Here is a 12,910-nt window from a genome sequence, read left to right as displayed (position 1 = left end):
CGAGACCTCCGCACTCCCACCCAGTCGGCGCTTGTTGACGCCGAGTCGGCGCTTCTTCACCGGGTGAGAGGGTTCCCGCATGGAGTTTCGCGAGGTGGTGCGCCGTCGTCGCATGGTCCGGAAGTACGACGCCCGGCCGGTCGACCCCGATCTCGTGACCCGGATCCTCATCGACGCCACCCGTGCCCCCAGCGCAGGGCACACGCAAGCGGTGGAGTTCATCCTCCTGGACTCACCGGAGCAGGTGGGCGGCTTCTGGGAGGCGACCTCCGAGGCCGGCGCGTCCAACGCGTGGCTGGACGGGATGCGGACCGCGCCCGTGGTCGTCGTACCCCTCACCAGCAAGGACGCCTACGTCCACCGGTACGCCGAGCCCGACAAGGGTCGGGATCCGGACGCCGAAGCGCACTGGTCGGCGCCGTGGTGGTACGTCGACGCCGGGATGGCTGCGCTGCTCGTGCTCCAGGGCGCCGTGGACGCGGGCCTGGGCGCGTGCCTGTTCGGGATCCCGCCGGAGCGGATCGCTCACGTGGCCCGCCTGCTCGAGATTCCCGAGGACTTCGAGCCGATCGGGGCGATCACCATCGGCCACCGGCTGCCCGACGACGCCGGAACCACCGGCTCGCCAGGCAGGCGACCCCGACGGGACCCCGCCGACCGGATCCATCGCGGCAGTTGGCGCGGACTCGACGTCAACTAGGGCGTGTCTCCCTATTCGCGAAGCCAGATGGTGATGGCGCGTAGGACGACGCCTCCTCGATAGACCACCGCGAGCTTGTCGTAGCGGGTGGCCAGGCCGCGCCATTGCTTGTGGTCGTTGAAGGACCGCTCGATGACGTTGCGCCCCCTGTAGGTCACGGCGTCGAATGAGGGCGGACGACCGCCGGCCGATCCGCGCCGTTTGCGGTGGGCGATCTGGTCCGAAGGCTGCGGGATGACCGCCCTGACTCGGCGGGATCGCAGCTCGGCGCGGATCGCGCGGGATGAGTAGGCCTTGTCGCCGAGCACGGCGTCCGGGCGAGTGCGCGGCCGCCCCGGACCGAGGCGCTTGACGGCCAGGTGCGACAGGAGTGGCTTGAGCATCGGGGAGTCGCCGGCCTGGCCGGGCGTGAGCGCGATGACCAGCGGGCGGCCCTGCCCATCGACGAGTTGGTGGATCTTGGTCGACATCCCGCCGCGGGAGCGACCGAGCGCGTGGTCAGGGGGCTCGGCACGCAGGTCCTTGTAGTTCGACTCAGCCCCCCGTGCGGCGCCCGGCTGGCACCTCGATGCGGCTCAACGTGGTGGCGTGCTGGTGCGCCCGGTTGATCGTGGAGTCCACCGACACGTCCCACTCGACCTGCCCGGCGGCGTCGGCTTCGGCGACCAGCCGGGCATGTACCTTGTCCCACGTTCCGTCGGTGCTGAACCGCTTGTGGCGCTTCCAGATCGTCTGCCACGGGCCGAAGGACTCGGGCAGGTCCCGCCACGCCACCCCGGTCCGGAACCGGTAGACGATGCCCTCGATCACCTGTCGGTGATCGCGAAACGGCCGACCCCGCTGGCCGTCCGAGGAGGGCATCAACGGCTCGATCCGAGCCCACTGAGCGTCAGTCAGCACCGCAGAACGCGACATGCGTCAACAATCCCGGCTCGACCCCGCGTTCTTTGGGAGACACGCCCTAGCGCCGACTGGGCGTCAACAAGCGCCGACTCGGCATGGGGGGCGCGGTCAAGGGGTGGTGGGCTGCTTGTCGGTGAGGACGCCGAAGGCGATCATCCGGTCGTCGGTGTGGAAGAGCTCCGAGCAGGTCGTGATGGTGATCAGCCGCTGACCCGGGCGTTGCGGGGGTTGCACGCCACCCGAAGGGTTGGTGGGGAGCCGGTCGAGCACCCAGGTCTGGGTGAACGGGACCACCAGGTCGTCGCCGCCGGTGGTCAGCTCGTAGGTGTAGGTCCACCGCGCGGTCTGGACGACCACCTCGTCGCCCGGCTGCAGCGAGGGCATGTCGCGCAGCGGCTCCCCGTGGGTCACCCGGTGGGCCGCGACGGCGAAGTTCCCGCGCGCGCCGGCCTCGGCGGTCCCTCGGAAGTGCCCGTAGCCGGTCGCCAGCACCGCGTCGGACGTGCCCTCCAACAGCGGTACGGCGTAGTCCGAGCCGAAGCGCGGGATCCGCACCACCGCGGTCGCCCGGCTCCCTCCGGCGCGACCTCGCCCGACCCGCCGCGCTCCCAGCTCCGCTCGAGCCGCTCCACCGTGTCGGCCTGTCGCTGCTGGGAGACCCAGTTGGTGCCGACCAGCTGCCAGCCGAACCAGCCGAGCACGGTCGCGCCGGCGACCAGCATGGCCACGCCCACCCACCAGGCCGCGCCGCGCGACGTACGCCTCTCCGCGGACGGTCGGGCCTCGGTGGTGGTCACGCCCCCATTGTGCCGCCCACCAGCCGCGTCAGGGCGCGGTCGGATGCGTCCAGGTCGACGGCGAGCGGAACACCCCGCCCGCCTCAGGAGTACGGCGACCCCGCGCTCCCGCCCCGCCACGGCCCCCGGACCGGCCCGGGCCGGCGAGCCCGGCCAGCGCTGTCTCCAGGGTCCGCAGGCAGCGGTCCCGCTCCTGGGCCCGCGCCTCGGCGGCTGCCAGCCGCTCGCGCAGCGCGGCCACCTCGGCCTCCAGCGCGGCGACCCGGGCGTCACCAACGACGTCCCCGGCGCCGGCGGGGGTGCCGGCGGGGGTGTCAGCGGGGGTCGCGGGCACCGCGACCGGGAGCCGGGTCACCGGGGACAGGGACCGGGAGGACGGCACCGGTGCCTCCGGCACCCCCTCCAGCAGGCCGACGGCGACGAGCGCGCGCGGCGGGATCACCCACCCTGTCTCGTCGGCGACGGCCCCGGCCCGCACCAGAGCGGCCTTGCGCCGACGGACGGTCGGCTTGGAGACGCCGCAGATGCGGGCGGCCTCGGCGAGGCCGTACCCGGGCTCGGGCTGGTCGGAGAGCAGGCTCATGGCACCTAGCGTCACCCCCTGACACCCCCGAGCCTCGGCGCCACGCCGCATCACCCCCGCCGTATCGTGGGGCACATGGAGCGCGACGACCGGCGCACCGACGAGCGCCGCCGGGACGAGTCGGGCCGCGACGAGCGCACGGGCCGCGCGGCCGCCGCGGAGCGGATCCGCAACCAGAGCCAGTGGGTCGACCTGCAGGTGCAGGAGGCGATGCGTCGCGGCGACTTCGACGACCTGCCCGGCGCGGGCAAGCCGATCCGCGGGCTGGGCGGCGCCCACGACCCCGACTGGTGGGTCAAGGGGCTGGTCGAGCGCGAGCAGCTGCACCTGGCGCCCCCCGCGATCGCGCTGCGCACCGAGGACGCCGAGCTCGACGACCAGCTGGACCGACTCGGCGGCGAGCAGGAGGTGCGCCGCCGGGTGGAGGACTTCAACGAGCGCATCCGGCACGCGATCTACACCAACCTCGGCGGCCCGCCGGTGATCACCCCGCGCCGCGATGTGGAGACCGAGGTCGCGCGGTGGCGCGAGCGCCGCGAGGACCGGCGGGCAACCGCCCGGGAGGCGGCGCGCGAGGCCGCGGAGGAGCGCGCGACGGAGCGCCGTACCCGCCGCTGGTGGCGCCGACGCTGAGGGGTTCGTCATACCCAGGCCCCCGCTTGACCGGGTAGTTTCCGCCCCATGCGACCCGCCAAGGACTTCTTCCGGCCGCTCGCGGTCGGTGCCCCCCAGCCGCTGACCGAGATCCCGGCCCGCCCGAGCCGGGCGATCCACTTCTTCGATCCGGGCAACCCGAAGATGGCCGCGAAGGTGCCCGACATGGTGGGCAAGGTCGACGTGCTCCTGGGCAACCTCGAGGACGCGGTCAAGGCGGAGAACAAGGAGTCCTCGCGGCAGGGCCTGGTGGAGATCGGGCAGGCCACCGACTTCGGCCCGACCCAGTTCTGGACCCGGGTCAACTCCCTGGACAGCCCGTGGGGCCTGGACGACCTCACCACGCTGGTGCCCGCGATCGGCGACAAGCTCGACGTGATCATGATCCCGAAGGTCGAGGGCGCCGAGGACATCCACTACGTCGACCGGCTGCTCGCGCAGCTGGAGGCCAAGGCCGGCCTGGAGCGGCCGATCCTCATTCACGCGATCCTCGAGACGGCCCGCGGCGTGGCCAACATCGAGGAGATCTGCGGCGCCTCCCCTCGGATGCAGGGGCTCTCGCTCGGCCCGGCCGACCTGGCCGCGGACCGGCGGATGAAGACCACCCGCGTCGGCGGCGGCCACCCGGGGTACCTGGTCCGGCAGGACCCACCCAAGGACGACCTCGGGATGGTGCAGTACGACGCCGACCGGACGACCTACCAGCAGGACCTGTGGCACTACACGATCGCGCGGATGGTCGACGCGTGCGCGATGCACGGGATCTTCCCCTACTACGGGCCCTTCGGCGACATCAAGGACACCGTCGCCTGCGAGGACCAGTTCCGCAACGCCTACCTCCTGGGCTGCGTCGGCGCGTGGAGCCTGCACCCGGCGCAGATCGCGATCGCCAACAAGGTCTTCTCCCCCAGCGTCGCGGACGTCGCGCACGCCCGGCGGGTGATCGCCGCGATGGGCGACGGCACGGGCGCGGTGATGCTCGACGGGAAGATGGAGGACGACGCGTCGGTCAAGCAGTGCCAGGTGATGGTGGCGCTGGCCGACGAGCTCGCCGCCATCGACCCGGAGCTGAAGAAGGAATATGACGCGATCGAGGAGGAGGAGGCGTGATGGTCTCGACAAGCTCGACCAACGAGACGACAGGCTCGACCACCGAGACGTTCCGGCCCCTGCGCTCGGTGCTCTACATGCCGAGCTCGAACGAGCGGGCCCTGGAGAAGGCCAAGGGCATCGCCTGCGACGGGCTGATCCTCGACCTCGAGGACGCCGTCGCCCCCGACGCCAAGGCGAGCGCGCGGGAGTCCGCGGCGGCCGCGGCCGCCAGCGGCGACTACGGCCGCCGTACCGTCACCATCCGGGTCAACGGCATCGGCACGGAGTGGCACGACGCCGACCTCGAGGCGGCCGCGCAGGCGGGCCCGGACGCGGTCGTCGTACCCAAGGTCAACTCCGCCGACGAGGTGCGCGAGCTGGTCGCGGCGCTGGAGAGGTACAGCGCACCCGACCACACCACGCTGTGGGCGATGGTCGAGACGCCCGTGGCGATCCTGCACGCGGAGGAGATCGCCCGCGCCTCGGACCGGCTCAGCACGTTCGTGATGGGCACCAACGACCTGGTCAAGGAGCTCTACGCCGAGCACGTGCCCGGGCGGGCGCCGATCCTGCCGAGCCTGCACACCGCGCTGCTCGCCGCCCGGGCCGCGGGGATCCAGATCGTCGACGGCGTCTACAACGACGTCAAGGACACCGACGGCTTCCTCGCCGAGTGCACCCAGGGCCGGCAGATGGGCTTCGACGGCAAGACCCTGATCCACCCCGGGCAGGTCGAGGGTGCCAACCGCGCCTTCGCCCCGAGCGAGGAGGCGGTCGAGGACGCGCGCGGGCTGATCCAGGCCTTCGAGGACGGCCAGGGCTCCGGCGTGGTCACCTACCACGGCCGGATGGTGGAGAGCCTGCACGTGGAGTCCGCCCGCCGGACCCTGTCGATCCACGAGGCGATCCAGGCGCTGGGCTGAGGCTGGGCATCCCTGCGGGTGTGCCGCCACAGGAACCTCACGGTTCACACTGTGGCGGTTTCATTCACCCCCGGAGGGAGCTCCACATGATCATCCTCGGCATCATCCTGGCGATCCTCGGATGGCTACTGCCGCAACAGATTCTGCTCACCATCGGCATCATCCTGATCGTGGTCGGCCTGATCCTGAACCTGGTGCCGATCGGCGGCACCCGGCGGCGGGTCTTCTGACCCACGCCCTACCTGTTATCCCCCGCGACCGCCGCCCGGATCCCTCGGGCGGCGGTCGCGTCTGTGTGGGGGCGGGCCGGCGCCCGCCGTACTCCTCGGGCCAGGGGCTTGTCGATAGTTCGGTCGGCCTGTCGAGTGTCGTAGCGCTCAACAAGCCGACCGAACTGTGCGCTACATGAGGCGCGGGCGCGATGAGGCTTGGCAGGAAACCGCCGAATGATGGCGTTACTGCCACTGTCGGGGTCGGCGGGTACGACGAAGACTCGTCGGCATGACCCTGTTGATGATCCTCGCCGTCCTGTCCGCCATCGGCCTCACCGCCACCGTGTGGTCGGTGATCCGCCACGACCCGCCGCGCGAGCTGCCGCGGTCCCACCCGATCGACCGGGACGAGCAGCCGCCGTCGTCGTGGGCCGCCTGAGGGCGACCTCCGCCGGGGCGCCGTCCCTCCGCTGCGGCGCCCGCGCCCCGTCGTACCGAACGGTAGGCACCTCTCCCGCGAGATTTCGATGCCTACTCTTCGGTACGACGCCAGGGCCGGTGCGTACTGTTCGGTACGACGCCGCGGCCCCGGATCGAGCGGGCGAGGACCCGGGCGCGCGCCCGAAGACCTCAGTCCAGGCCCTGCTCGCTCAGGAAGTCCTTGGCCACGACCGCCGGGTCCTGCTTGTCCTCCTGCACCTTGGCCAGCGCCTCGGTGAGGTTCTCGGTGGTCAGCGCCTCGGAGACCCCGTTGAGCGCGTCCTCGACCTCGGGGGTGACCGCGTCGGACTTGATGAGCGGCACCACGTTCTGCGAGGTGTAGAGGTTCTCCGGGTCCTCCAGGGTCACCCAGCCCCTCTCGGAGATCACCGGGTTGGTGGAGAAGATGTTCGCGACGTCGGCGGTGCCGTCCTCGAGCGCGCCGACGGTCAGCGGGCCGCCCGCGTCCAGGGGCTTGAACTGGCCGAAGTCGACGCCGTAGACCTCCTTGAGCCCGACCAGGCCCTGGAAGCGCTCACGGAACTCCGGCCCCGCCGCGACCGTCATCTCGCCGGCGACCGGCTTGAGGTCGGGGATCGCCTTGAGGTCGTACTTCTCCGCGGTCTCCGAGGTCACCGTGAGGGTGTCCTTGTCCTCCGCGTCGGACTGCGGCAGCGTCTCGGCGCCCTCGGGCAGCACCTTCTGCAGCTCCTGATAGACGTCGTCGGGGGAGGTGATCTTCGGGTCCGCCTCGCCGTCGGAGAGATAGGTGAGCAGCGCGCCGTTGTACTCCGGGAGCAGGGTGATGTCCCCGTCGTCGAAGGCCTGCATGTAGACCTCGCGCGCCCCGATGTTGGGCTTGGTCTCCACGCTCACGTCCTGGGCCTCGAGCGCCTGGGCGTACATCTCCATCAGCAGCTCGCTCTCGGGGAAGTTCGCCGAGCCCACGACGATCGTGTCGCCGCTGCCGCCGCCGTCCCCGCCGCCGGAGGAGAACGGGTCGCTGCCCTGGTCGGCCCCGCAGGCGGAGAGCGCGAGGGTGGAGGCGAGGCCGAGGCCGAGCACGGCCCGCCGGATCGGTCGGTTCAACATGTCGATCACCCTTCGTCGGTGTGGTGGTCGCCGGCGGCCTCGGAGGGCGCGCCGGCACCGGCCATCGCGGATCCCGCCGCGGAGCCGGAGGAGGTGGAGGAGGTACGGCGTCCCCCGCGGGCCGCCCGACCGTCGACGCCGGGCGAGACGACCATGCGCTGCAGCGCGGCCAGGGACAGGTCGAGGAGGACGGCGAGCACGGCGATCACGACGCAGCCGGCGACGACCCGCCCGTAGTCGCGCAGGGCGAGGCCGTCGAAGAGGTAGCGCCCGAGGCCGCCGAGGCCGACGTACGCCGCGATGGTGGCGGTGGAGATCACCTGCAGCGACGCGTTGCGCACCCCGCCGATGATGATCGGCAGCGCGTTGGGCAGCTCGACGCCCAACACGATCTGGCGCTCGGTCATCCCGATGCCGCGCGCGGCGTCGACGGTGGCGGGGTCGACCGAGCGGATCCCGGCATAGGTCGTGGTGAGGATCGGCGGGATCGCGAGCAGCACGAGCGCCACGGTGACCGGCATCAGGCCGGTGCCGACCAGCCCGACCACCAGCATCAGCACGCCGAGCGTCGGCAGGGCCCGGCCGGCGTTGCCGGCGTTGATCGCCAGGAACGAGCCCTTGCCGGTGTGCCCGATCAGCAGCCCGAGCGGGAACGCGATGAGGAAGCCGATCACCAGCGCGAGCGCGGTGTAGCCGAGGTGCTCCAGGATCCGCCGCGGGAAGCCGTCGGGGTCGGAGAGGGCCCAGTTCGCCCCGTCGAGGAGGAAGGAGAAGACGCCGCTCATCGGGCCGCCACCGCCCTGGTCCAGGGGGTGAGCCGGCGCTGGATCAGCACGATCACCAGGTCGCACAGCACCGCCAGCAGCACCGAGAGCACCAGCCCGATGATGATCGGCGGGAGGTAGAAGTCGAGCTGGAAGCCGCGGGTGAAGAGCTGCCCGAGGCCGCCGATCCCGATGAGGGCGGCGATGCTCACCATGCTCACGTTGGCCACCGTCGCGACCCGGACGCCGGCGAGGATCACCGGCATCGCCAGCGGCAGCTCGACGGAGAACCACCGCCGGGCGGGGCGGTAGCCCATCGCGTCGGCCGAGGCGATCACCTCCGGCGGCACCGAGGCGAGCCCGTCGGCGGTAGTGCGCACGAGCAGCGCCAGGCTGTAGAGGGTCAGCGCGATCACCACGTTGAGCGGCGAGAGCAGCGAGCTGCCGATGATGAGCGGGATGATGAGGATCAGCGCCAGCGACGGGATGGTGTACAGCACGCTGGAGCCGGTGAGCAGCACCCGGGCGAGGACGCGGCTCCGGTTGGCCAGCCAGCCCAGCGGCAGGGAGAGGAAGAACGCGATCACGACGGGCACCAGCGCGAGCCACACGTGGTCGAGCAGGTTCTCTGCGATCGTGTCCCGGTTGAGGACGAGGTAGTCCCAGATCTGGCGCACCCGATCACCCGGCCCGGCGGCCGTGCTGGTGCTCGCGCACCCACTCGGCCAGACGGCCGCCGCGGACGACGCCGTCGGCGCGCCCGGACTCGTCGAGGCGTACGGCGGCCCCGGCCGGCGACAGCAGCGCCAGGTCGGTCAGCACCCGCACGCTGTCGCCCGCGGTGAAGGAGCCCTCGGTGTCGAGCAGGCTCCCGTCGCGGGACCACCCGCGCGGCCGGCCGCTCTCGTCCAGCTCCAGGCGCATCCCGGCGATCTCGGTGTCGACGGGCTCGACCGGGACGTCGCCGGCACTGGCGAAGGAGAGCCCGCGGAAGCCGCGGTCGCGGCCGACGAAGGAGGCGACGAACTCGTCGGCCGGGTCGGCGAGCAGCTCCTCGGGCGAGGAGTACTGCGCGAGCCCGCCGGACCCGAAGACCGCGACCCGGTCGCCGAGCTTGATCGCCTCGTCGATGTCGTGGGTGACGAAGACGATGGTCTTGCCGAGCTCGTCCTGCAGCCGGAGGAACTCGGTCTGCAGGTCCTGGCGGACCACGGGGTCGACGGCGGAGAAGGGCTCGTCCATCAGCATGATCGGCGGGTCGGCGGCGAGCGCGCGGGCGACGCCGACCCGCTGCTGCTGGCCGCCGGAGAGCTGCGCTGGGTAGCGGTCGCCCATCTCCCGGGTGAGCCCGACCCGTTCGAGCAGCTCGTAGCCGCGCGCGCGGGCGTCGTTCCTGCTCATCCCCTCCAGCACCGGCACGGTCGCGACGTTGTCGACCACGGTGCGGTGCGGGAACAGCCCGGCGGCCTGGATGACGTACCCCATCCCCCGGCGCAGCTTGGCCAGGTCGGCCCCGGCGGTGTCCTTGCCGTCGACCCGGATGGTCCCGGCGGTGGGCTCGACCATCCGGTTGATCATCCGCAGCGAGGTGGTCTTGCCGCAGCCCGAGGGGCCGACGAAGACGGTGATGGACTCGTCCGGCACGGTCAGGGTCAGGTTCCGGACCGCCTGGGTCCCGTCCGGGTACTCCTTGGAGACGTTCTCGAACTCGATCACGAGATCCCTCTCGGACGGGTCAGTGGGAACGATTATTCAAGCACGGTCCGAGCACCCGGGGCGGTGTCGCCCACCCGGCGAGCCGCGTGCCGCGCGAGCTCCTCCACCAGAGCCGAGGCGGCGCGCAGCTCCGGGCCCAGGACGTGGTCGGCGGGCTCGTGGGCCCAGTCGGCGCGAGCGACCAGGTCACCGACCTCGCCGGCGGGGACCCGCTCCGGCGCCAGCCGCGCCGCCCGGACGCCCGTCACCAGCTCGACCCCGAGCAGATCGCGAGCGAGGTCGGCCAGCTCGAGGGCGGACAGCGCGGCCTGGGAGCTGAAGCTGGCGTGCTCCTCGACGCCCAGCGAGACGACGACCCGGCCGGTGGTGTCCGGGGCGGCGATCGCGCGGGCGCGGGCGAGCAGGTCGGTGGCGACGTACTCCACGATCATCAGGCCCGCGCTGCCGGGCGGCCCCGCGGCGAGGAAGGCGGGCAGGCCGGTGAGCTGCGGGTCCTGCAGGGCGGAGACGCGCGCGGCGGAGAGGGCGAGGACGGGGTACGCCGCCGCGCGGGCGCCGTCGAGGGCGGCCGCGAGCCGCTGGGTGAGGAACTGGCCGTGGTGGTGCACGCCCGCCTCGGTGACCAGCGGGTTGGGGCGGGCGGAGGAGATCTCCTCGGTCACGGCGGCCTCGACCTCGGCGAGCCCGTCGAGCAGCGGCCCGTGGGTCTGCGGGATCGTGCGCAGGCAGAACGGGTCCTGCACCCGGGCCGGGTTGACCGGCGACCCGGCGAGCAGGCGGCGCAGGGTGGCCGCGGTGTCGGCGGCCGGGCCCGGGCGTCCGGCGAACACCTCCGCGGCGTAGGCCTCCGGGGAGCCGCGCAGGCCGAGGTGCGAGACCGCGGCCACCGGGAGCGCCACGGCTGCGAGGCCGGCGAGCCGGTCGGCCGCGAGCGCGGCGAAGGCCGCGGTGGCGGCGTTGCTGGAGAGGAACGGCAGGCCGTCGGTGGCCGACGGGGTCACCGGCGCGGGGGCGCGCCCCTCGGTGGAGCGCCACGGCAGCTCGCCGGCCAGGGTCAGGGCGAGCTCGGCGAGCACGGTCAGGTCGCCGCTGCCGAGGCCGCCGTACTCGTGCAGCCGCGGCACGCAGCCCGCCGCCAGCGCCTGCTCCAGCGCGAGCACCAGGTCGGCGCCGACGCCGGAGGTGCCGTCGAGCAGCTGCCGCCAGCGGATCGCCATGGTCGCCCGCGCGGTGGCGTCGTCGAGCTCGAGCCCGAGGCCGCCGGCATGGCTGCGCCAGAGCCGGAGCGCGGTCTCGGGGCCCTCGGTCTCGGGTACGGCGGTCGTGCGCAGGGCACCGACGCCGGTGGACAGGCCGTAGACCACGCCGACCTCGCGGGCGGCCCGGAGCCGCTGCTGCCCCTCCCGGACCCGGGCCAGCTGCTCCTCGGTGGAGCGCAGGTCCAGCCCGCGCCGTCCGGTGGCCCAGGCGGCCAGGGTCGCGGCGTCCAGGCCGGGCTGTCCGGAGGGGCTGGTCATGGGGTGGGGTCCTCCAGGGGGCGGAGCTCGTCGGCATAGGAGACCGACCAGCGGCGCATCACGCCGTCCTCGGAGATGGAGTACTGCCCCATCCGCCACAACGGCGGGGAGTAGGCGTGGATCGAGACCGACCCGTCGACGCCACCGGTCATCCGGTGAATGTACTCCGGACCGAAGCAGATCTCCTGCCCGCTGCCGAGCTCGCGCCCGGCCGCCTCGCCGCCCAGCCGCGGCCAGCTCTCCAGCACGACGCCGTCGACCACCGCGACCGCCCCGCTGGAGGTGTCGTGGTCGTGCCAGCCGGTGTCGTCGGCGGTGTTCCAGCACAGCAGCCACACGTCGACGTGCTCGTCGCGGTGCAGGGAGACGTAGTGCCGCTCACCCGCCCCGCGGGAGCCGTGCGCGACGTGGTGGCGCCACAGCTCGGGCCGGGCGGCGAGGTCGCGGACGTAGGCCCGCAGCTCCTGCGCGTCGAGCACCCGGCCGGGAGCTCCGGGCAGCGTGCCGGTGGCGGGTGCGGCGGGGTGGACGGTCATGGGGCGTCTCCTTCCAAGAAGCGGGCGGGGTTGGTGACGCGCCAGAGCCGCTCGAAGGCGGCGCCCAGCGCGGGGTCCTCGGCGACGGCGTAGGGCCGGTCGGAGCCGAGGACGAGCACGTCGACGCCGGTCACCCGGGTCATCGCGTCGACGGCCTGGCGGCCGTAGGAGGAGGTCTCGTAGAACACGCCCGGGTCGAGTACGGCGCCTCCGGCGCCCCGCCGGGCCATCCGCTCATGATGCAGCGGTGCCAGCCCGGCGAGCGCGACGAAGCCGACCCGCAGGGCGGGCAGGGCGGACCGCCCGGCGACCCGCCAGGCGTGCCAGGCCGCGGCCTGCTGGCCGGGGTAGTCCACGACGGCCGACCACCAACCGGGCAGCTCCTCGGCCGCCGGGCGCGCGGGGCCGGGGTGCACCAGCACCGGCTTGCCGGCCAGCTCGGCCTCGGCCAGCTGGGTCAGCCGCTCCAGCGCGGCCGGGGTGCCCATCGCGGTCGCGGGGACCTGCAGCCCGCAGACGGCGGGGTGGGCCAGCGTCTTGGCCAGCGCCTCGACGTCCGGCTCCACCAGGGCCGGGGCGGCCCAGACCCGCTCGCGCGCCGGGTCCAGGGAGTCGGCGTACCCGTGCCACGCCTCCAGCAGCGGCGCCGCCTCCTCGGGCGGCAGCCCCTCGATGCCCAGCGGCGCGGAGAGGGCGTTGAGGGTGAGGCCGACGCCGTCCCGGGCGTCCAGGCCGGCGCGGCGCTCGGCGTCGTGGTCGGCGGGGTCGACGGCGTAGGCCGGCTCCCCGGCCAGGTGCAGCGTCCAGCCGCGCAGCATCGGCGGCCTCCTGCGCCGGCGCAGCTCCTCGACCAGGGCGGCCGGCCAGCGGTGCTGGTGGCAGTCGATGGTCTGGGTGAAGCGCTTCACACTCCCTAGTGAAGCGCTTCACTCCCCGGTCCG

The 12,910-nt window shown here is 73.2% G+C and carries 15 protein-coding genes and 1 pseudogene; 6 read left to right on the top strand and 10 right to left on the bottom strand.

All coding sequences use genetic code 11. The annotated features are described in order from the left end of the window. The first annotated feature begins 79 nt into the window (after positions 1 to 79). Positions 80 to 700, top strand: a complete 621-nt coding sequence (locus K8W59_RS01620) for a nitroreductase family protein (RefSeq protein WP_223397034.1) — start codon at positions 80 to 82, stop codon at positions 698 to 700. An 11-nt stretch (positions 701 to 711) separates the two neighbouring features. On the opposite strand, the pseudogene K8W59_RS01615 reads toward K8W59_RS01620, so the two are convergent. The 3 genes and pseudogenes from K8W59_RS01615 to K8W59_RS01605 form a co-directional block, all read right to left on the bottom strand. Continuing rightward, positions 712 to 1,615, bottom strand: a pseudogene (locus tag K8W59_RS01615) (IS5 family transposase). Positions 1,616 to 1,711: 96 nt separating this feature from the next. Then, positions 1,712 to 2,161: a sortase domain-containing protein gene (locus tag K8W59_RS01610; protein WP_223397033.1), complete on the bottom strand. Its 450-nt coding sequence runs from the start codon at positions 2,159 to 2,161 to the stop codon at positions 1,712 to 1,714. A gap of 267 nt (positions 2,162 to 2,428) precedes the next feature. Then, complete coding sequence (locus tag K8W59_RS01605; RefSeq protein WP_223397032.1) at positions 2,429 to 2,983, bottom strand: helix-turn-helix domain-containing protein; 555 nt, start codon at positions 2,981 to 2,983, stop codon at positions 2,429 to 2,431. 75 nt (positions 2,984 to 3,058) lie between these two features. Here K8W59_RS01605 and K8W59_RS01600 point away from each other — a divergent pair, with 75 nt between their 5' ends. The 5 genes from K8W59_RS01600 (at position 3,059) to K8W59_RS01580 (ending at position 6,303) form a co-directional block, all read left to right on the top strand. Next, complete coding sequence (locus K8W59_RS01600) at positions 3,059 to 3,616, top strand: DnaJ family domain-containing protein (protein WP_223397031.1); 558 nt, start codon at positions 3,059 to 3,061, stop codon at positions 3,614 to 3,616. A 48-nt stretch (positions 3,617 to 3,664) separates the two neighbouring features. After that, on the top strand, positions 3,665 to 4,747 hold the full coding sequence (locus tag K8W59_RS01595; RefSeq protein WP_223397030.1) for an HpcH/HpaI aldolase/citrate lyase family protein: 1,083 nt from the start codon (positions 3,665 to 3,667) through the stop codon (positions 4,745 to 4,747). Next, positions 4,747 to 5,652, top strand: coding sequence for an HpcH/HpaI aldolase/citrate lyase family protein (locus K8W59_RS01590; protein WP_223397029.1), 906 nt, complete (start codon positions 4,747 to 4,749; stop codon positions 5,650 to 5,652). The genes K8W59_RS01595 and K8W59_RS01590 overlap by 1 nt, the downstream gene beginning before the upstream one ends. Before the next feature lie 86 nt (positions 5,653 to 5,738). Further along, positions 5,739 to 5,882, top strand: a complete 144-nt coding sequence (locus tag K8W59_RS01585; protein ID WP_223397028.1) for a hypothetical protein — start codon at positions 5,739 to 5,741, stop codon at positions 5,880 to 5,882. Between the two features lie 271 nt (positions 5,883 to 6,153). After that, the gene (locus tag K8W59_RS01580) at positions 6,154 to 6,303 is read left to right on the top strand and encodes a hypothetical protein (protein WP_223397027.1); all 150 of its coding nucleotides are present in this window, start codon (positions 6,154 to 6,156) and stop codon (positions 6,301 to 6,303) included. A 191-nt stretch (positions 6,304 to 6,494) separates the two neighbouring features. Here K8W59_RS01580 and K8W59_RS01575 read toward each other — a convergent pair whose 3' ends face one another. The 7 genes from K8W59_RS01575 to K8W59_RS01545 are packed head-to-tail and all read right to left on the bottom strand — an operon-like array spanning position 6,495 to position 12,877. Beyond that, positions 6,495 to 7,436 carry an ABC transporter substrate-binding protein gene (locus K8W59_RS01575; RefSeq protein WP_223397026.1) on the bottom strand — a complete coding sequence of 314 codons (942 nt, stop codon included), beginning with the start codon at positions 7,434 to 7,436 and terminating at the stop codon, positions 6,495 to 6,497. A 5-nt stretch (positions 7,437 to 7,441) separates the two neighbouring features. Next, positions 7,442 to 8,221 (bottom strand): ABC transporter permease, encoded by a 780-nt coding sequence (locus K8W59_RS01570; protein WP_223397025.1) that lies wholly within the window; start codon positions 8,219 to 8,221, stop codon positions 7,442 to 7,444. Continuing rightward, entirely contained in the window at positions 8,218 to 8,877 is a 660-nt protein-coding gene (locus K8W59_RS01565; protein WP_317846297.1) for an ABC transporter permease, read from the bottom strand. Before K8W59_RS01565 ends, K8W59_RS01570 begins: the two co-directional genes overlap by 4 nt. Before the next feature lie 4 nt (positions 8,878 to 8,881). Next, the gene (locus tag K8W59_RS01560) at positions 8,882 to 9,916 is read right to left on the bottom strand and encodes an ABC transporter ATP-binding protein (protein ID WP_223397024.1); all 1,035 of its coding nucleotides are present in this window, start codon (positions 9,914 to 9,916) and stop codon (positions 8,882 to 8,884) included. 32 nt (positions 9,917 to 9,948) lie between these two features. After that, on the bottom strand, positions 9,949 to 11,433 hold the full coding sequence (locus K8W59_RS01555; protein ID WP_223397023.1) for an aromatic amino acid lyase: 1,485 nt from the start codon (positions 11,431 to 11,433) through the stop codon (positions 9,949 to 9,951). Beyond that, entirely contained in the window at positions 11,430 to 11,969 is a 540-nt protein-coding gene (locus tag K8W59_RS01550) for a cupin domain-containing protein (protein ID WP_223397022.1), read from the bottom strand. Before K8W59_RS01550 ends, K8W59_RS01555 begins: the two co-directional genes overlap by 4 nt. Beyond that, positions 11,966 to 12,877, bottom strand: coding sequence for an amidohydrolase family protein (locus tag K8W59_RS01545; RefSeq protein WP_223397021.1), 912 nt, complete (start codon positions 12,875 to 12,877; stop codon positions 11,966 to 11,968). Before K8W59_RS01545 ends, K8W59_RS01550 begins: the two co-directional genes overlap by 4 nt. Positions 12,878 to 12,910 lie beyond the last annotated feature (33 nt).

This window comes from Nocardioides rotundus (assembly GCF_019931675.1).
Classification (GTDB): Bacteria; Actinomycetota; Actinomycetes; order Propionibacteriales; family Nocardioidaceae; genus Nocardioides; species Nocardioides rotundus.
Note: the sequence above shows the minus strand (reverse complement) of the source record. Positions and strands in the feature narration are given on the sequence as shown.